Origin of the sequence: Streptomyces sp. NPDC079141 (genome assembly GCF_040686775.1) — a bacterium.
Classification (GTDB): domain Bacteria; phylum Actinomycetota; class Actinomycetes; order Streptomycetales; family Streptomycetaceae; genus Streptomyces.
In genome coordinates this window covers 261,940-282,172 of record NZ_JBFBLP010000001.1, presented here as the reverse complement: position 1 = coordinate 282,172, position 20,233 = coordinate 261,940, and the positions used below count along the sequence as shown (strand labels likewise).

At 72.5% G+C, this 20,233-nt stretch carries 10 protein-coding genes; 7 read left to right on the top strand and 3 right to left on the bottom strand.

The window, feature by feature from the left end:
* Positions 1-7: 7 nt before the first annotated feature.
* Positions 8-1,954: a phospholipase D-like domain-containing protein gene (locus AB0Q90_RS01360; protein WP_363162981.1), complete on the bottom strand. Its 1,947-nt coding sequence runs from the start codon at positions 1,952-1,954 to the stop codon at positions 8-10.
* Between the two features lie 61 nt (positions 1,955-2,015).
* The gene (locus tag AB0Q90_RS01355) at positions 2,016-3,224 is read right to left on the bottom strand and encodes a DUF2235 domain-containing protein (protein ID WP_363162980.1); all 1,209 of its coding nucleotides are present in this window, start codon (positions 3,222-3,224) and stop codon (positions 2,016-2,018) included.
* Between the two features lie 200 nt (positions 3,225-3,424).
* Between AB0Q90_RS01355 and AB0Q90_RS01350 the strand changes: the two genes are divergently transcribed.
* The 6 genes from AB0Q90_RS01350 to AB0Q90_RS01325 are packed head-to-tail and all read left to right on the top strand — an operon-like array spanning position 3,425 to position 17,618.
* Entirely contained in the window at positions 3,425-4,648 is a 1,224-nt protein-coding gene (locus AB0Q90_RS01350) for a hemopexin repeat-containing protein (RefSeq protein ID WP_363162979.1), read from the top strand.
* The gene (locus tag AB0Q90_RS01345) at positions 4,648-5,001 is read left to right on the top strand and encodes a hypothetical protein (protein ID WP_363162978.1); all 354 of its coding nucleotides are present in this window, start codon (positions 4,648-4,650) and stop codon (positions 4,999-5,001) included. The genes AB0Q90_RS01350 and AB0Q90_RS01345 overlap by 1 nt, the downstream gene beginning before the upstream one ends.
* Positions 5,002-5,037: 36 nt before the next feature.
* A complete protein-coding gene (locus AB0Q90_RS01340; RefSeq protein ID WP_363162977.1) occupies positions 5,038-6,111 on the top strand; it encodes a PQQ-binding-like beta-propeller repeat protein in 1,074 nt (357 codons plus the stop codon).
* Between the two features lie 6 nt (positions 6,112-6,117).
* The gene (locus AB0Q90_RS01335; protein ID WP_363162976.1) at positions 6,118-9,012 is read left to right on the top strand and encodes a DUF6603 domain-containing protein; all 2,895 of its coding nucleotides are present in this window, start codon (positions 6,118-6,120) and stop codon (positions 9,010-9,012) included.
* A gap of 49 nt (positions 9,013-9,061) precedes the next feature.
* The gene (locus tag AB0Q90_RS01330; protein ID WP_363162975.1) at positions 9,062-11,605 is read left to right on the top strand and encodes a hypothetical protein; all 2,544 of its coding nucleotides are present in this window, start codon (positions 9,062-9,064) and stop codon (positions 11,603-11,605) included.
* Between the two features lie 31 nt (positions 11,606-11,636).
* Positions 11,637-17,618 (top strand): hypothetical protein, encoded by a 5,982-nt coding sequence (locus AB0Q90_RS01325; protein ID WP_363162974.1) that lies wholly within the window; start codon positions 11,637-11,639, stop codon positions 17,616-17,618.
* A gap of 19 nt (positions 17,619-17,637) precedes the next feature.
* On the opposite strand, the gene AB0Q90_RS01320 is transcribed toward AB0Q90_RS01325, so the two are convergent.
* On the bottom strand, positions 17,638-18,138 hold the full coding sequence (locus AB0Q90_RS01320) for a hypothetical protein (RefSeq protein ID WP_363162973.1): 501 nt from the start codon (positions 18,136-18,138) through the stop codon (positions 17,638-17,640).
* Positions 18,139-18,453: 315 nt separating this feature from the next.
* Between AB0Q90_RS01320 and AB0Q90_RS01315 the strand changes: the two genes are divergently transcribed.
* The gene (locus tag AB0Q90_RS01315; RefSeq protein ID WP_363162972.1) at positions 18,454-20,223 is read left to right on the top strand and encodes an ABC transporter ATP-binding protein; all 1,770 of its coding nucleotides are present in this window, start codon (positions 18,454-18,456) and stop codon (positions 20,221-20,223) included.
* The last annotated feature ends 10 nt before the right edge of the window (positions 20,224-20,233 follow it).

Genomic DNA, 20,233 nt, shown 5'->3' with positions numbered 1-20,233 from the left:
GCACGCCTCAGCACACGGTGTGCGGGTTGAGGAGCCGGCGCAGGAAGGACTCGGGGTCGGGGACGAGATCCGCGAGGGTGCCGAGGTCCATGTCCGGCAGGAACTCGACGGGCAGGGACAGCGGGCCGAGCACGATCGGCGCCAGGAGCTGCCAGTTCTCCATGTGCTGGATCGTGCGCAGCAGTTCCCGAAGCGTCTCGCGCCAGTCCACGGCGGGAACCTGCGCGGGAACGGGGAAGCTGACCAGATGGCCGGTCTTGCCGCCCGCGGTGGGCATGCGCGCGAGGCCCGCCAGCGGATCCTCGTGCAGCGCCGGGTCCTCGTTGAGATGCTCCCCCCAGATCTGGGTGCGCAGGTCACGGACGGACACTCCGACCCGGTGCGGCGCGCCCCCCACCGTGCCGTCGGCCAGGTCCGTGTCGAAGACGCCGAGTTGCAGTTCCGAATCCGTGGTGTGGGAGCGGAAGTTCAGATTGGCGCTGCCCGCGGCGACGTACTGGTCGTCGACGATCATCAGCTTGGCGTGGACGTAGACCTGCTCCGCCGTCGCGGCCTGCTCCAGATGGAAGCAGTGGACGTTCGCGGGAGCGACGGAGGCGATGCGCTGGAGGGTCTCGGCCCGCAGCGCCTTGTGGACGTCCGTCAGACCCGGCACGTCGAAGTCACGCGCGGTGACCAGGATGACCTGGACGCCCCGGGCGGCGGCGTCGCGCAGGTCGTCGACGACGGGCGAGGGCCACAGGTACTGGTCCTCGACGTAGATGAAGTGCCGCGCCCGGCGTATGGCCTTGCGGTAGGCGGCCGTGACGGTGAACTCGCCGCCGGGCAGGAAGGAGTAGACGCCCTTGCAGGTGAGGGTGCGCAGTACCTGCACGGCCTGGGTGCCCGGGGTCGTCGGTGGTCCGGGTGCTTCCGACTGGGGGATCGGGGCGGGCGTGGCGTCGATACGGCTGGGCCGGGTGGGGTCGTTCCAGCGTTGGACCAGGCCCTGCCAGATCTGGCCGACGGCGGGCCCGAACACCGCGCACTGCACGTCGTGCCAGCCGGGCAGGGTGGCCTTGATGCCCAGGAAGTCGGGCTCCCGTTGCCGTATGGGCGGATTGACGTGGGCGCCGTTGTCCCAGCGGTCGAGGCAGATGTCGATCCCGCCGACGAACGCGCACGGACCTTCGGCGGCACCCTGCACCACCGCGCATTTCTGGTGGTGGGAGCCGAAGTCGCCCACCCGGGAGTCGAGGACGGCCTCGGCCCCCGCGCCGACCAGCGCGGTCCGGAAGTCGAAGTTGTCCTTGGACGGCAGGGTCGGGATCCTGGGCCGGCGCACGGGAAGCGTGGAGAAGCTCGAACCGAACAGCAGCGCGCGGACGACGACGCCGTCGGCGCGGAGCTTGAGCAGCCGGTCGAGGATGCCCGGCGAGCCCGCGATCTCCGGGCGCAGCATCTGCTCGGGCGAGAACCGCCAGCCGGCGAACAGCACCCGGTCTCCGGCGGCCAGGCCGTCCAGCCGCGAGGCCAGGGTGTTGTAGTAGCCCTGGGCGTCGACGAAAAAGAGGACCAGATTGCCCAGGGTGAAGGCGGGAGAGCGGAAGGCGCCCAGGTCGGCGTCGGTCAGCAGCCAGTCCTCGGGCGCGATTCCCGGGGCGGGCGGGCGTTCGGCGGCCGCGCGCATCTCGTCCAGCTTCAGGACCGTCAACGGGCCGACGTCGTCGATCACTTCGGGCGGCGGAACCCCGAGCACCTCGACCTTGAACCGGGCCACCGCGCCGGCGGTCTCGTCGCCGTAGTCGCTGTCCGCCCCGAAGCGTGGCAGGCATTCGGGGTCCCAGCCGAGCAGCGCGATCTGCACCTTCTGCACGGCCGGATCGGTTCGGTGCTGCGTCCGCGAGATACGGTCCTGGTCCTGCGCGACGGCTTCCAGCAGCGGATCGCCGGCGAAGAGCGCGGAGGTGAGCATCCCGGATCTCCTTCACCGAGAGTCGAGCCTGAGGCAATGGTTCCGCGTGGTGCCGCACCCGTCATGTGGTGCGGCCGAGCCCCTCCGACGTGCCGGCCGACGTCCCCGGGGCGGGCGCCGCGGGAGGCATGGGCGGCAGGCCCGCGGCGAGGCCCGGCAGCAGGACGGGCTCCAGCCGGACCCGCTCCTGGCCGCCCAGATACCGCTCCAGCGCGGGCGGTCGGTAGGTGCTGTCCCGGTCGTAGCGCTCCTTGGCCTGCACCGCCAGGAACTCGTTGCCGTCGGGCTCTCCCTTGTCGTTCACGGCCGCGCCGAGTGGCCGGTGATGCGCCTTGGCCAGTCGGTACATCCCCGTGCGCGACGTGTGCAGGTCGCCCGAGCCGTCCGGCCGTACGCGGAAGTCGATGCTCTCGTCCGGCCTCATCACCTTGGGCCCGCTCTCGTTGAGCGCCCGCGCATCGAACCGGAGCCCGTACCGCCGTGCCTGGTCGACCATCCACAGCAGGGTGATGTCGGACAGACCCGTCTCCTTGTAGCTGCCGCCGACATCGCAGTGCACCCCGGAGAACCAGACCTGCTTCAACTCCTGGCCCTGCTGGTCGGCGCCGGGCTGCTGGTGCCACAGCGCCGGGCGGAACGCCGAGCGCTGTTCGTCGATGGCCAGCGCGTGGAAGGCCGCCTTGACCCAGCCGCTCAGCTCGGTGTTGTGGAAGGTCCAGCGGCGGTTGAACCGGTTGGCCGTCGGCTGGAGCCACGTGGCGCTCGGGGCGGGGATGCCCAGTGAACCGACCGTGTCCCAGACTCCGATGAAGCGGATCTCCGTCTCGCGGGCGTACGAGCGGCGGAACAGCGTGGCGGCCGCGCCGTTGGGATGCTCGATGCGGTCGCGGTACAGGGCCCAGGCCTCGGGGATCCGGTCGAGGTGGTCCCGGCGCAGGATGCCGCAGTTGCGCACCAGGCCCACCAGGCTGCGGGCGGTGAACGCGCCCCGGCTGAAGCCGAAGAGGAACAGCTCGTCGTCCGGCTCGTAGGTCTCGACGAGGAAGCGGTAGGCGTCGACGACGTTCCGGGACAGGCCCACGCCGAACGCGCCGCCCCGCAGGCGCTCACGGCGGTGGGTGCCGACGCCGCTGTGGTAGTAGACGCGCTGCTCCTTGCCGGCGGCGGACCCCGGATGCACGGACAGGGCGACCTTGGCGACGTTGGTCTTGCTCGGCTGGTCGGCGAAGTTCCATGTGCCGTCGCAACAGACGACGAGACGCTTGGCCATGACCATCCCCTCTCGCGAGAGAGCGCGGAGTGGCGCCCAGCACCACTTCCATGCTTGCACCCCTGTCAGTGGCCCGCCATGCGACCGCCACGGGGCGGCAGATGCTCGGCGTCGCGCCACCCTTCCTCTACGCTCGTGACGGTGCGTTACGTGACGGCTTCCCACCGTCACGCGTGCGTGTGCTCGGGAAAGGAGCAACCATGGCGCAGCTACGGACGGCGTTCTTCTTCCGTGGCACCAAGTACGTCCGCTACGAGATCGATCCGCGGACCGGCGCGGAGACGGTCAACCACGACGTCTACCCACGCGATGTCGCCGAGGCGTGGACCGCGATGCCCGCCTCCTTCACCCACGGCATCGACGCCGTGGTGAACTGGCCCGACGGATTCGTGTACTTCTTCAAGGGCTCGCAGTACGTCCGCTGGGACGCGACCAACGACACGGTGGACACGAGCTTCTATCCGCACGACACCGCCTCCCAGTGGCCCGCGCTGCCCGCGTCGTTCGCCGCCGGAATGGACGCGGCGATCAACTGGGGAGACGGCCGGGCGTTCTTCTTCAAGGGCTCGAAATACGTCCGCTACGACATCGGCACCGACTTCGTCGACCACAACATCTACCCCCGGGACATCTCCGACGGCTGGCCGGACTTCCCGGCCGCCTTCAGGGCCGGCGTGGACGCGGCCGTCAACTGGGGCAACGGGACGGCGTACTTCTTCAAGGGCGGCCAATACCTGAACTACGACATCAAGGAGGAGAAGGTACGCCCGGGTTACCCCCTGCCGATCACCGAGCCCGGAAAATGGCCGGAGCTGGTACGGGCGGGATTCACCGGACCGATCGGCGAGGTGATCGAGTGGCCGCAGGCGGATGTGGCGAGTGTCGACATTCCGGCTAGGCTGGTGACGTGCAGCAAGCGCACCCAGCCGGATGTGCACTGCGGTGGCGAATTCGATATGCACGCGGTGTTCGTCGACGCCAATCCATCCCTTCCGGCGTGTGGCGAGTACCGGCAGTACATCCGCGGTGACCTCGAAGTGAACGGCGAGCCCGTGGACTACATCACCAAGGTGAACGGCGTACCCGCGCGGCGCCTGATGCGCTCCCGGCCGGGCCCGGGTTCCACCGACGACCATTTCGTCGAGGACGGACAGGCCGCGACCCACCAACTCAATCCGTTTCACGTCGACCTGAACTACGGTCACCGGGACGCCACCATCGGAAACGGGAACCGCAACGACATGTATCTGGTGAAGCGGCGCTCCGGTGCCGAATACGTCGGCAGGGACCTGCCGGGATTCACCGGGTCGGCCGGCAGTTTCGCCAAGGTCGATGTCGACTTCCGGGGACAGCTGATCGACGTGTGCAACGGCGGAACCGTACTGTTCACCCGCGAGTGGACCGTGAATTGCAGGGTGCCGTGATGAGTCCTGTCAACGTGAATGAGGAAACCCCGCAACTCGCCGGTGACTTCTGGGTCTATCCGCGCGTCCGAGACCTCTCCGACGGCTTGGTGCGCGTCAACGTGGCCATCGCCGTGGAGGAGTCCACCGACCTCCAGGACAGCGACGTCGCCGTCGAACTCGTCGCCGGCGGCCAGGCCCTGGGCGTCGCCGAAGCACCCGCCGCGGGCCCGCTGCCCATCGTCCGGATGACCGGGGCCAACGCGTACGCGCTGTACCGCTTCGACAACCCGGGCGGTCTCGTCCCGGAGAGCGTGACGGTCACCGTGCGCGGCGCGAGCGCCACGTTCGACGTATCGCTGCCCATTGTCTAGGCACCCGGGCCCGACCCGCAGAAGGAGGAACCGGTCATGAGCGAGCCCGGCACCGTGGCAGTGCGGCCCCAGAACGAGGGCTCGGTCCAGGCGATCGCCTTCAGCCCGGACAACAAGCGCATCGCCAGCGGCGGCAGCGACACGAAGCTGCGGGTGCGCTCGATCGGCATCGGGCCGCCCCCGCTGGAGGTGGCCACCGACGGATCCGTCGCCAGCATCGCCTTCAGCCCGGACGGCACCCGGATCGTCGTCGCCGACTTCGAGCAGGTGTTCCTGCGGGACAGCACCACCGGCACGGTCCTCTGGCAGGGACCGCTCGCCCCGGGCAACTCGGTGAACACGGTGCGGTTCGCCCCGGACGGGCGGATCGTCGCGGTCACCGACACCCTGGTCGCCGTACTCGACCAGGCCTCCGGGGAGATCAAGCAGCGCATCACCGTCGACCCGCCGCTGATCGCCGACGTGGACCTGAGCCGGGACGGCACCCGGATCGCGCTGGCCGTCGACGAACGCCACGGCGGGAACCACCAGCACGCCGGATCCGCGCGGGTGCACGACCTGGCCACCGGCAAGCAGATCAGCCGGCTCACCCCGAAGGACGCCGTCCTCGCTGTCGCGTTCAGCCCGGACGGGCTCACCGTGCTGTGCTGCGCCACGGACGACACCACCCGGATGTTCGAGGCACAGACCGGGAAACAGGTGTGGCCCACTCCGGAGGACATCGATGACCAGATCACCGCGCCGAACTGCCTGGCCTTCGACCCCAAGGGCAAGTGGACCGTGGTCGGCGGCTCCGACGGCTTCGCCCGGATCCTGGACGCCGATATCGGCCTTGAGAAGGGCCGGGCGCCCAAGCTGAACCCCGGTGACCCGGACGACGCGAGCTTCGGGGCCGTGACGCATGTCGCGTTCAGCCCCAACGGCAAGCACGCGGCCAGTGCCTCCATCGACAACGTCGTGCGGCTGTTCAACCTCGAAGGCAAGCAGCTGTACACGGTGTCCACCGACGAGGTGCTGGCGCTGCGGTTCAGCCCGAACGGCCGCTGGCTGGGCGTCGGCACCATGAACGGCGCGCTCGTGATCGACAACGGCGAAGCCAACCAGGGGTGAGCCACCATGGACCCGCACGAACTCCTCCAGCAGGTCGCCGGCCAGCTGCGCACGCTGACCAAGGACGCGGTGGACGGCCTGGTCCGTTCGCTGCCCGAGCCCGGCGAGGACCCCTCGGCCGCCGGCACGGTGCTCGCCGGACGACTGCTCGCCGTGCACGACCGGCTGCCCGCCGGGAACTCCCTGGTGGAGCTCGTACGGGAGACCCTCGGCGACCTGGATGGCGCCTCGCCCGTACGGCTGCACGGCTGGCGGCGGGCGCCCGGCGCGCCGCTCGGCGTCGCGCTCGTGCTGAACGACCCGGCCGGAGCGGCGGCCGGGCGCGCCGTGCTCGCAGTGACCCCGGACGGACCGGTGTTCGACGTGGTGGTCACCCCGGGGGCCGCCTTGGCGCTGCCCCAGACGGCCCGCGGGCCGTGGAGCGCGGAGGCGACCGTCACCGCCGGACAGGGCTGGGACGCCGCCTTCGGACCCGGCCTGCCGCCCGCACCGCCCGGCGGAAGCGCGGCGATCCGGCTGCGGCGCACCGGCCGCCTCGCCGCCGGAATGACCGACGGCCCGGGCATCAGCGTCGAGGGCATCGCGCTCGGCGTGACCTCGGAACCGGGCACCCCCGCGGCCGTCGAGCTGGAGTTGCAGGGATTCAATGCCGCCGTGCTGCCGGCCGCCCTGGCCAGGCTCCTCGGCGTCGGCGGGGCGAGCCCGATGTCGGGTCCGCCCGCGCCGATCGTCCTGCGCGCCGACCGGGCCGCGGGCCTGCGCTTTGCCGGCACCGGCGGCCTGCACGCCCCCCTGCCGCTGCGGCTGAACGGTCCGGTCGTGTCGAGCCGGGGCGCCGTCCTGGAGCTGACCTCCGACGGGAGCGGGCCACGGCTGGCCCTGACGGTGTCGGCCAGCGCCCAACTGCCGGGCCTGCCGCTGCGCGTCCACCTGGACCGCGCCGGGATCGATCTCCCCGTCACGTTCTCCCCGCAGAGCCGCCCCGGCCTGGACCCGAGCAAACTGAACGAGCTGGTCCCGGAGGGCATCGGGACCGAGCTCAAAGTGCCGCCCATCTCCGGCGGCGGCCTGGTCCGGCGCAACGACCAGGGCTATGCCGGCCTGATCTCCGTCGACCTGGGCGTGCTGCGCGTCCAGGCGGTCGCCCTGTTCCGGCCGCCCGACGGCAAGGCACCCACCAGCTTCCTGGTGCTGCTCGCCGCCCAGTTCCCGCCCCCCGGCATCCAACTCGGCCTGGGATTCGCGCTGGACGCGGTGGGCGGACTGGTCGGAGTGAACCGGCGCGCGGACGTCACCGCGCTCCAGCAGCTCGTCTGCGACGGCAACGCCGACCATGTGCTGTTCCCCGACCGCGCGGTGGAACGCGCCCAGGAGATCATCGGGTCCCTCGGCTCGGCGTTCCCGGTGGCCCCCGGACGCATCCTGGTCGGGCCGATGATCCGTATCACCTGGGGCGCCCGGATGGTGCAGCTGTCCGGGGCCGTGATCCTCGAACTGCCCGCCCCGGCGCGCGCCCTCCTGCTGGGACGGCTGCTGGTCGGGCTGCCCGACCCGGTCGTGCCGCTCATCCGCCTCCAGGCCAGTGTGCTCGGCCGCATCGAACCGGCCACCCCGCTGGTCGAACTGCTGGTGTCGCTGTCCGGCTCGTGGATCGTGGGACTGGCCGTGCGCGGCGAGATCTACCTGCTCGTACGCGGCGGCCCGCAGCCGGAGTTCGTCCTGTCCGCCGGTGGCTTCCACCCCCGCTACACCCGTCCCGCCCGGGTGCCCGCGCTGAACCGGCTCCAGGTCGATCTGGCCCCGGGCAACGGCTTCGGTCTGCGCATGGAGGGCTACTTCGCGGTCACCTCCAACGCGGTGATGTTCGGCGGACAGGTCCAGATGGACGCCACGATCGCCGGCTGCGGTGTGCAGGGCTGGCTGGCCCTTGATGCGCTGTTCGTCTTCGACCCCGTGTTCGCGTTCTCGGTGCATGTGCGGGCCGGAGTGGCGGTGCGCGCCTTCGGCCGCCGACTGGCCGGGATCGGCCTGGACTTCACGCTGGAGGGGCCCGCTCCCTGGCACGCGTTCGGCACCGGCAGCATCTCGGTGCTGTTCTGGGACGTCGAGCTGGACTTCGACATCCGCTGGGGCTCGCCGCCGGCCGTCGCGCAGAAGGGCGGACGCAATCCGATCGAGGCGCTCACCCCCGAACTGGCGCGGTCCAAGGCCTGGGCCGCGGAACGGCCGGCCGCCGAACGCACCGCGCTGGTGTTCACCACCGCCGCGAACGAGAAACTGAACCAGGGCATCCTCGTCCACCCCGACGCCACCCTGCGCGTCACCCAGCGCGTCGTCCCGCTGGGCGTGCCGATCTCCCGGTTCGAACGGCGCCCGGTACCGGCGCAGACCTGGACGATCAAGGACGTCACCCTCGGCACGCCCCGGCCCGCGGCGGGACTGCCCTCGCTGTCCGAGCGGTTCGTGCCGGGCGAGTTCTTCGACCTCACCGAGGAGGCGCAGCTCACCGAGCCCGCGTTCGTCAGCCGCGCGAGCGGAGTGCGGGTGGGCACCGACGGCGTGCGGGTCGGCCCCGGCCACCGCGTCGACGACGGCTACGAGACCGGCTACGAACCCCGGCTGCCCGAGCGGGAGTTCTCCGCCTGGTCGGGTCTCTTCGGGCTGGAGGCCGTCTACGCGGTCAGTGCCGCCGAACGGCTGGAACGGTGGCGCACCCCCGAAGCGGCCGTCGAGGTGCGCCCGGCCAGGCTGAGTGTGGCCGCCGCCGACACCCTCCAGCCGCTGCTCGACGACGTCAGCATGGTCGACGCCACCTCCGACGCCATGCAGGTGGTGAGCGTACAGCTGGCGCGACCTGAGGACGCGCTGCGGCTCGTGGAGAGCTGGGAGCTGGGCCGATGACCGCGCCGGGCGAGCGACCCCAGTCATCCGAGCCGATCGGGAGCGACGTATGAGCACGCGATGGTTCTTCTCCTCGGCGCGGATCGGCGCCGCCGCCGCGGCCGACGGCCAGACGCTGTCCACGAAGGTGCGGTTCAGCCGTGACATCGAGGGCCGCCGCGAGGAGCCCGAGGTGACGGGCCCGAACCTGTCCCTGGTGGGGCCGGGCGACGTGCTCGGCTTCGACCGTTCGATGGTGCTGCGGCAGGAGCCGCCGCCCGGCACGCCCGACGCCGCCGAGAACGTCATGGCCGGCGTCGAACTGGCCCATGCCGACCTGCCCTGGCTGCTGTCGCCCGGCATGGTGGCCACGCCCGGCGGTCCCACCCCGCAACCCTGGATCGTGCTGGTCGTGCTGGCCGAGGACGAGGCGGCCCCGCCGCGCCCCGGGCACCCGCTGCCCGTGCTCACCGCCCCGGTCGCCGCGCTGCCCCCACTGGCCGAACGGTGGGCCTGGGCGCATGTGGAGGCGCGACTGCCCGACACCGTCACCGATCTCGGCGGCGCGCAGCCCCTCGTCGAGCAGGGCGTGCGCAACCACTCGGCCGATGTCGTCGGACGGCTGCTGTGCCCGCGCCGACTGGCCCCGGACCGCGGCTGGATCGCCGCCGTGGTGCCGGCCACCGCCGCCGGGCGGGACGCGGGCCTGAACGTGTCCCCGGGGGCGGCGGCCACCGCGGACGCCTGGCCGGTCCCCGGCCGGGACACCGTCGACCTGCCCGTCTACCACTGGTGGACCTTCCGCACGGGACAGGCGGGCACCTTCGAGGGACTCGCCCGCCGACTGCGCTTCCGGCCCGCCGAGGCCGGACTCGGCACCCGGATCATCGACGTCAGCCGTCCCTGGCCCGCCGAGGAGTCCGCCGGGCCCGCCACCGTCGCCATGGACGGCGCGCTGCGGCCGCCCGGTACGACCACGCCCGAGGCCTGGTCCGACTCCGCCGCCCAGGACCGGTACCGCGCGCTGATCCGCGAACGGGTGGACGCACCGGCCCTGCGCCGGAACGAGATCGTGGCAGCGGGCGACGAGCCGGCCGAGGACGGGACTGTGGTCGCCGTCGGCCCGCCGCTCTACGGCGGCCACCACACCGGCGAGGACACCGTGCCCGCCGATCCCGACCAGTGGATGAGCACCCTCAACCTGGAGGTCCGCCGACGCGTGGCCGCCGCCCTGGGCGCCCGCTATGTACAGCTGGAGCAGGAGTTCCTGATGGCCCGGGCCTGGGAGCAGGTCGGCGCGATCAGGCAGGCCAACCGGCTGCTGGCGGCGGGCGAGTTGGCCGCCGTCACCGCCGAGCGCGCCCAGCACAAGCATCTCGACGCGCTCGGCGCGGCCGATCTGCTGACCGTCATGGCACCGGTGAGCGGGCGCGTGCCCGTGCCCGCAGCACAACCGGACGCGGAGCCGACCACCCTGGCCACCATGCTGGCTTCGGCCGAAGAACTGCCGACCGGAACGGCCAGCACCTCGTTCGTCCGGCTGACCCGCGCAGGCGGCGCGCTGGCCCGCCGCGCCCGGCGCGGCACGAGCGGCGGAGCCGGCGGCGAGCAGGCGCCCGAGCCGTACATCGAGCAGAAGCTCAGACTGATGGGCCTGATGAACGACGGCGAGCCGCAGGGCGGCCTGCCGGGGGAGCTGCGCCGCGGGCTCGCTCCCATGCCGCTGCAAGTGCGCCGGATGACCGACCGCATCCCCACCGACCTGTGGACGCAGCGCGCCGAGAGCGAGCGTCCGTTGCGGCCGATCATGGCCCACCCGAAATTCACCGTCCCGATCGCCGAGGAACTGCTGGCCCGCTGGCCGGAGTGGGCGCTGCCGGGCATCGGCGCGCTGCCACCGGACACGGTGACCCTGCTGGAGACCAACCCCGAGTTCATCGCCGCCCTGCTGGTCGGGCTCAACCACGAGTTCAACCGTGAGCTGCTGTGGCGGGAGTTCCCCACCGACCAGCGCGGCACCCCGTTCGCCCGGTTCTGGCCGAGCGACAGCGAGAGCGTCGAGGAGATCGCCCTGTGGCCGCCCGACGCCCCGCTGGGCAGCCAGTTGCGCACCGGCGGCGACGGCGATCTGGCGATGCTCGTGCGCGGCGATCTGCTGCGCCGCTTCCCCGGCACCGCTCTGCTCGCCGTACGTGGAGTGGACGGCAAGCTGCCGCCCGCCTTCGACGGAGTACCGGCCACCCCGCTGGCCCTGGACGAGTCCACCGTCCTCTACCTGTTCGCCGACCTCGACGAGGAGCGGGCCCGCGCCGAGGACTGGTTCTTCGTGTTCCGCGAACCCATGCGCGGCACCCAGTTCGGGTTCGATGCCGACGAGGAGTTCGACGCCGACGAGCAGCCCGCCCCGATGAGGACCTGGGCCGACCTCACCTGGCGCGGCGTCGCCGTGGACGCCGCCCGATGCGTCCGGATCGGCCAGGCACCGGGCACGCCGACCGAGCTGCCCCAGCCCGACCCGCCGGTCTGGGCCCGCGACGCGGCCGACATGGCCCGCATCGCCTTCCAGCAGCCGTTCCAACTGGCCTTCCGCGCCGCCACCTTGCTGGGCGGCTGACCACCGTGCCTAGGACAGGAGCCAAGGGGACATGACCGACGCGTTCGCCGCCCGTGCGCAGTTGGACCGGGCACGCACCGAAGCGGACACCGCGCGGGCCCTCGCCGACGAGCAGGAGGCCGTGGTGCGGCGCCTTCAGGCGCACATCCAGGCCGGCCTGCCCGATCCCTTCTTCCCGCCGAGCAGCGCCGACGCGCTCGCCGCGGCCCAGGCGGCGTTGCCGGAGCTTCAGCGCAGGGCCGACGAGCTGGACGGCCTGGTCGCCGGGGCCCAGGAGGAGCTGACCCGGGCGCTGGCGGAGGGCACGGCGCTGTTCCCCGACGACAACACCGCGCCGATCGCACTGCTGCCGGTGCGGGTGGAGACCATCTGGTGGGAGCCGCGCACCCTGCGGGTCCGGATCTACCCGGACGACCTCCTGCTCTCCCGGTTCGAGCCCGAGCTGACGCCCGCCGAGGCGGCCGCAGGCACCGCGTACTGGCGGGATCCGGGCCCGGAAGCCTGGCAGAAGGTGCTCACCGAGCTGCGCCCGGCCCGCGCCTCCTGGGCGGTCCGCGCCTGCCGCCCCGGCGCTCCGCCGCCCGCGCCGCGGACCGACGACCCACGCGAGCACCGTCCGCGCACGGTGTCGATGCCGACGCGCTGGCGCTTTCTCGGGCTGTTCGAGGGTCAGGTGGTGGTCGACAAACTGGGCCGCCCGGTCCCCGACCCGCTGCCGATCGGTCTGCTGCGCGCCGAGGAGGAGGGCTGGGAGACCGACTGGTTCGAAGCGGTCAAGGCAGGCATGGGCATCGAACTGATCGTCCCGCCCGAGAACACCGAGAACCTGGACCAGTTGCTGGTCGTCGGCGTGCGCGAGGACGCACCGGCGGACGGCGCGGCCCGGCTCCGCGACCTGCTGCACGGCCACCGCTTCGGCGGCGGACTCGGCCTGCTGCCCTCGGGCACCGCCACCAACAACACCCCGCGCGCTCGCTCCGGTTGGTCCTCGGTCCCCGTCTACCCGGGCCCGGACCCCGACCCGCAGGCGGGGGAGCGGCCGGTCGCCGACGCCCTGGCGACCGCCCTCGGACTGCCGGACGCCGGGTTCCTGCGCGGCTGCTCCGGCGCCGCCGACAGCGACCCGTCGGGCGTCGCCGCGCTGACCCTGCTCACCTGGCCCACGCTCGGCAAGGGGTTCGCCGAGGCCGCGCTGAAGACGATCGACCTGGGCACCAGGGAGGTGAGCGGCGTAGCCCCTGCGGGGCCCTGGCGCGCGATCCGCGACCACCTCGCCGACCATGTCCGCGGCCGTGGGCCGCTGCCGATGCTGCGCGTCGGCAGCCAGCCCTACGGAGTCCTGCCCGTCACCGCGTTGGACGACTGGCGCGCCGAACGCGTCGAGGACGTGGACGGCGTGATCGCGCCCTGGCTGATGCGGCTGCGGGAGCGCTGGCGGGCGGCGCTGAACAACCCGGACGCCATCGACCCCATTCCCCGCGTCCAGCCGGGACAGCCGGTCGACCAGGTCGCGGTGGGGGCGTTGCAGCGGCTGCCCGTGGCCACCGGCCTGGCCATGGTCCGGATGAACGGGCCGAGGCGCGCCGTCTCGCACACGTCGCTCGACCAGCCCCCTTCGACACTCGGCCTGCCCGGTCTGCCGCCGGACGGCATGGTGCGCTGGACCACGGACAGCAACGGCTGGACCTCGCTCGGCTGGGGCCTGGACGAGGCGACCGGCGTCCCGGAGTTCGTCACCCGGCTGAGCCCGGACCCCGAGGCGTTCCCGGCCCGGGCGACGGCCACGGCCGACTACCTGGGCGCCGTACGGGCCTTCCTGGCGGGGGAGTTGGACGCCGAGGCGTTCGACCTGGAGTGGCCGGTGGAGCTGTCCACGGGAAGGGAGATCCCGCCTCGGCGCAGTACCTTCTTCGATCTCCCGATGCCGGCCGACGAGCCGGTGGGCGAGGGGGAGGTTCCGCCGGAGGGGGAGGGGCCGGTCGAGGGGGGCGACGAGGTCCCGCCCGAGGACGAAGAGACACCCCAGGAGGGGGCGGAGTCCGAACCGGACATGAGCGGGGTGCTCGACGCGCTGCTGTTCCTGCCCAACTGGTCCACGTTCCTGGACGACTTCGACACCACCGACGACCCCCTGCGTCAGGCACTGGCCGTCCTCGGCGATGTGGACCAACTGGTCGCCGACGTGCTGGAGGGCCTGGACGAGCGCGAGCGCGCGGAACGCGTCGCGGCCGCCGCCGAGGCCGCCCGGGAGCTGCCTCGGTTCGAACAGGCGCTGCGGACCCTGGCCGCCGTACCGGTGACCCGGCTGCCCGAACTGCTGCTGGAGGTCGTCGACGTCCACTCGCACCGGCTGGACGCCTGGATCACCTCACTGGCGTCCAAGCGTCTGGCCGAGCAGCGGGCGGCCGGGGCCACGGGTGTCCGGTTCGGCTGCTACGGCTGGGTCGAGGATCTGCGCCCGCCCGAGCCGCGAGAACAGCTCGACATCGAGCTGGACGACGAGACGACCACCGTCGAACTGTCCGCGAAGGACGGCTACATCCACGCGCCCTCACTGCACCACGCGGCAACGGCCGCCGTGCTGCGCTCGGGCTTCCTCGGCAACCCCGACGAACAGAGCTACGCGGTCAACCTCAGCTCCCGCCGCACCCGCATCGCCCGCTGGCTGCTCGGCGGCGTACGCCAGGGCCAGAACCTGGGCTCACTGCTGGGCTACCGGTTCGAACGTGCCCTGCACGACGCCGAGCTGGACCACCTCGTCGAGCGGTTCCGCCGCCAGTTCCCCCTCCCGGTCGTGCCCGAGACACAGGCCCCGGACCCCGACATGGACCTGTGGGCACGCAGCGCGGAGGCGATCTCCGCGCGCAACGTCGTCGACGGCATGGCCCTGGCCCGGGCCGGGGCGGCTGCGCCGGACCAGCCCAGTGTCATCGACCAGGCGCCGGTGGTCGGGTCGGAGACCGACCGGGCGGCCGTGAGACCGCTGCTGGACGACCTCGCCGACGCACTCGACGCGGTCGGCGACCTCGTACTGGCGGAGAGTGTCCACCAGTTGGTGGGAGGCAACCCCATCCGCGCGGGTCTGACCGCCGACACCCTCGGCCGCGGCGAGGACGTGCCGGACACCTTCCGGGTGGTGCGCACTCCGCACCGGGCCCGCGCCCTGACCCACCGGACGGCCGCGCTGCTCCCGGCCGAACCGGCCGGGCCGACCGGCTGGCCCGCCGATCCGCTCGCGGCGCTGCAACCCGCGCTGGAGGCCTGGGTCGCCCATCTCCTCGGCCCTGCCGCGGGCTGGACTCTCGGGGGCCGGCTCGGCGACGGGCAGGGCGAGGTCCGCCCGTTCGAACTCACCGCCGACCGGCTCGGCTCGGGCGCGCTGAGCACCGTACTGGACGCGGCCGCCGTCGAACCGGCCGGGCTGCGCAGGGCCGTTCAGAGCGCCATGGGCGTCACGCCCGACACCCCAGTCGCCTTCGACGGACCCGGCTGGAGCGCCCTGCACGGGCGGGCGGTCCGGATCCGGTCCCTGCTGTCCACCGCCCAGCCGCTGCTTCCCGCACACCTGCCCGACGGTCCGGCGCGTTCCGTCGACACGACAGCGCTGCGGACCCGGCTCATCGCCTTCGCCGCGAGCCCAACGCTCGCCGACCACCCGGCCGGGGCCGAGCTGCGCAAGCGCGCCGCGGAACAGGCCACGCCGGAAACCGCCGACGCCTGGCTGTCGAAAGCCCGGGCGGCCCTGGCGGACGTTCTCGGCGCGGACATCCCGCTCATGCCCGCGCTGGCCGCACCCGCCGCGCCGGCGGGCCGCGGCGACCTGCCCGGCGCCGACATCGAGGACTGGCTGCGGCGCAACGCGGCCGTGCGGCCGATGGTGCGCACCCTGCACGAGACGCTGCTGCTGGCCGGAGCCCGGGCCGAGCGGGCCGAGCGCCTGCGGGCCGCCCAGCATCCGACGAGCGACGGTGACGCCTGGATCGGCGGCGCGTTCCCCGCCGGTCAGCGGCCGTCCGCCACCACGCACCTGGTCTGGCACGCGCCGGCCGACATCCCGCCCGGCGCGGCCGTCACCGGCGTGGTGCTCGACGAATGGATCGAGCTCCTCCCCGGTTCGGACCAGCTCCCGCCCGGGCCCGACCCCGCCCGGCAGACCGAACTGACGGGGGTCGCCTTCCACTACGACCGTCCGGACGCCAAGGCCCCGCACAACCTCCTCATCGCGGTTCCCCCGGACCTGAGCCGCGGCTGGACCTCCGACGGCCTGGTGCAGGTGCTCAGGGACACCCTGGAACTGGCCAAGCTGCGCGCCGTCGACAGCGAGGACCTGCCCCAGCTGGGCTCGCTCCTCCCCGGCATCCGGATCTCCCATCAGGGCGCGACCGGCCGGGCACTGGGCCTGATCGAGAACAAGCGGGACGACACCGACCCGGAAGGCCCCTTCCAACTGGAGGCCCGGCACCGGACCTCCGACGTCGAGGCCGGCCTGGCCGCCCGGGTGCACGACCCGCTGTGGCTGCTCACCCGGCAGTGGCAGTTCGGGGAGTTCGCCGCCCAGGACGCCGGTTCCCCGGCGGTGGTCCGGATGACCGGCAGCAGCGCGCCCATCGACGCCTGGCGCCCCGGCGGAGCCACCAATTGGGTGCCCTACGAACTCGGCCACGGCCCGCTCGACACCCACATCGAGGACGAGCCCGTCCTGGACGACGAGCGGCTGCGCGCCGAGGGCGGCGCCGCGCTGCTGCGGATGTGCGACGACGCCGGACTGCTCGCCGCCGCCCGCACGGCCCTGGCCCCGCACGCACTTCAGGCCGGCGAGCCGGACGCGAGCCTCATCGCTCTGCTCGACGGCCGGATGCCCGACGCGGCATCCGTGGCGGCCGCGCTGGACGCGGGCACCTTCGACGCCGGACCCGACCCGCGCCTCGGCGAGGTGGCCGCCCGCTGGCGGAGCTGGTGGACCGCACAACTGGCGGAACACGGGCCGGACTGCTTCAACCCGAACCGGGGCGAGTACGCCGCCGAACTGTCCACGGGCGCAACGGTGCTGCGGGCCGAGGAGTACCTGGGCGACGGCCTGGACTGGTACTCCTTCGACGTCCACCCCGACCCCGAGACCGAGGCGGCCCCGCCGGGGCAGAGCCTCACGTTCACGGAGGAGGGCCTGCCGTCCCCGGTGCGCTACGGCGGGCTGCCGGCCGATCGCTTCTGGGAGATGGAGGACGCCCGGGTCGATCTGGGGGCCACGGACGTGTCCACCCTGGACACCGGCCGCCTGCTCCTGATCTCGTTCGCCATGGTCTTCGGCAACGACTGGTGCCTGGTTCCCGTCGAAGTGCCGACCAATTCCCTGACCGTCCTGGACCAGCTGCTGGTGCGCGACGTGTTCGGCCGGCACCACCTGGTCCAGCGCGCGGGCCGGGACGACCCGTCCTGGACGATGTTCACCCTGAGCAGCCCCGACCCGGACCACCCGGCGGCGTCCGGGCTGCTGATCCTGCCCACCGAGCGCGGCCAGACGGGACAGCCCCTCGAACGCGTCGTCATGGCCCGCGACGAACTGGCCAACCTGGCGTGGGCCGTTCAGCACCACTACACCGACGGCCGCGGTGAATCGGTCGACCGCCGGGACCGCTGGGCGCGCGGCGCGCCGTCCACCGCGGACGAGGCCGGCGAGCTGCCCGCGTACGCCGTGCAGAGCATCGTGCCGGACTACTGGTTCCCGCTGGTCCCGGAGTCGGTCCGGGCCGGTCGGATCCGGTTCCGGCTGGCCACGCTGACCGGTCCGGGCCTCGATTCGCGCCCCGAGGGCAGGCTGATCACCCCGGGACTGTGGCTGCACGAGGAGGAGGTGCCGCGCGAGGGAGCCATGGTCGCCCGCCGCCCGGTGCTGGCCCGGTGGTTCGACGGCTCCTGGCACAGCTGGGTGCGCAGGGAGAAGACGGCAGGCACCGGGGAGAGCTCCAGCGGCCTGGCCTTCGACACGGTGCGGCCCACGGACCCGTGGCCGTGACGACGAGGGCGTAGGGCACTCAGTCCATGAGGGTGAGGCGCCGGGCGTTCGCCCCTTCCGTCGGGGACCAGGTGATGTGACCGCCTTGGAATTTACTGAGGCGCTTGCCGTTCGAGTCGGCCTCGTCCTCGGTCGGGTAGCGCAGGAAGCTGCCCTCCCAGCCCAGGCTCGCCCACAGGTCGCGGATCGCGCCGTGCACCTCGTGGGCGCCGGTCTGCGGGGTCCAGTAGATCGAGCCGCCCTCGAAGTGGTTGAAGTGGCCCATGCCGTCGGGGCAGACCAGCTCGTCGGTGGTCGGATAACCGAACCCGCCGGATCCGCCGAGCGCGCTGTACTTGGTGCGGATGTCCCCGTGTACTTCGTGCGCGCCCGTCGCGGGGGACCAGTAGATGGAACCTCCGGAGAAGTCACGCGAGGTACCGCGGCCGTCGGGGTTCGGCCCCTCCTGGCTCCCGGCTCCGGCGTCGACGGGGGAGCCGATCCACTGGATCTGGTGCCACTTGTCGTCGATGGCAGTCATGTCAGCCTCCGGGTTGGCATGGGAGGAATGGGGGTGGGGTCCACGGCGAGGGGCCGCGGGCGCTGTGCGCACTCCGCGGGGTTCTCGTGGGCAGGCGGTGCTGATCTCGACTGCGCTCGGCGAGAATTCGATCGCTCTGTGGACGATTTCAGTCTAAATGTGCGTGACGGTGGCGGCCACTGAGGAGCGGGTTGCGCGCGGGAGTTTCGGGCCGTCGAAGAGGTCGGTTCCGGACACCGGTGTAGTCCCGGTGAGGATGGGGAGAAAGCGCTTGCCCAAATGCTCACCGCCGGACCCTGGGAAGGACCACCGCCCGTGGCCTCGCCGCTCGAAAGACCGCTCGACCACCGCTACCGGGGCGAACACCCCGTCCGCACCCTCGCCTACCTGTTCCACGCCGACCGCCGCCGACTGGCCGCGGCGGTCGGCGTGTTCACCGTCAAGCACAGCCCGATCTGGCTGCTGCCGCTGATCACCGCGTACATCATCGACACCGTTGTCGAACACGGGCCGATCGGCAGGCTGTGGCTCAGCACCGGCCTCATCATGTTCATCCTGCTGGTCAACTACCCCCTGCACGTGCTCTACGTACGCCTGCTCTACGGCAGCGTCCGCCGCATGGGCACGGCCCTGCGCTCCGCACTGTGCACCCGCATGCAGCAGCTCTCCATCGGCTACCACTCCCGGGTCAGCGCCGGCGTCCTGCAGGCCAAGGTCGTGCGCGACGTGGAGACGGTCGAGCAGATGGTGCAGCAGACCGCCGAGATGGGGCTCGGCGCGACCACCGTGCTCATCGGCGGCCTGGTCATCATCGGCATCCGCACACCGGAGTTCCTGCCCGTCTTCCTCGTCGTCGTGCCCGCCGCCGCGCTGCTCGTCGCCCGCCTCCGGGCCCGACTGCGCACCCACAACGAGCACTTCCGCCACGAGGTGGAGACGCTGTCCTCACGCGTGACCGAGATGACCCGCCTCATCCCCGTCACCCGCGCCCACGGCCTGGAGGGCAAGGCCCTGGTCCGCATGGACGGCACCCTGCGCCGACTGCTGCACTCCGGCATGCGCCTGGACCTCGTCAACGGCCGCTTCGGCTCGCTGGCCTGGGTGGTCCTCAACGTCATCGGCGTCCTGGTCCTCGCCGGCGCGGCCCTGATCTCGTACTACGGCGTCTGGGGCGTCACCCCCGGCGACGTCGTCATGCTCAGCGCCTTCCTGACCACCCTCACCAACTCCACCACCACCCTCGCGGGCCTCGCCCCGGTCATCACCAAGGGACTGGAGTCCGTCCGCTCCGTCGGCGAGGTCCTCCAGGCCCCCGAGCTGGAGGACAACGAGGGCAAGGCCCATCTCGCCGCCCTGCGCGGGGCCGTGACCTTCGAGAACGTCGGCCACGCCTACGACGACGGCGGCCGGGCGGCGGTGCGCGACTTCAGCCTCTCCGTCGCCCCCGGCGAGACCATCGCGCTGGTCGGCGCCTCCGGCGCGGGCAAGTCCACCGTGCTCAACCTCGTCATCGGCTTCATCCGCCCGACCACCGGCCGGGTGCTGCTGGACGGCACCGACATGAACACCCTCGACCTGCGCACCTACCGGCGCTTCGTCTCGGTCGTCCCCCAGGAGTCCATCCTGTTCGACGGCACCGTCCGGGAGAACGTCGCCTACGGCATGGACGACGCCGACGAGCAGACCGTGCGCGCCGCTCTGCGCGACGCCAACGCCCTGGAGTTCGTCGACCGGCTGCCGCAGGGCCTCGACACCCTTGTGGGGGAGCGGGGCGCACGTCTGTCCGGCGGTCAGCGCCAGCGCCTGGCCATCGCCCGCGCCCTGATCAGGGACCCGCGGGTGCTGATCCTGGACGAGGCCACCTCCGCGCTCGACACCCGGTCGGAGGCGCTGGTGCAGGAGGCGCTCGCCCGGCTGCTGCGCGGGCGCACCACGTTCGTGGTGGCCCACCGGCTGTCCACCGTGCGCGGCGCCGACCGGATCGTGGTGATGGCCGACGGGCGGATCCAGGAGACCGGCACGCACGAGGAACTCCTGCACCGGGGCGGCGCGTACACGGCGCTGCACAGCGGGCAGGTCGCCTGACGACCGGTGC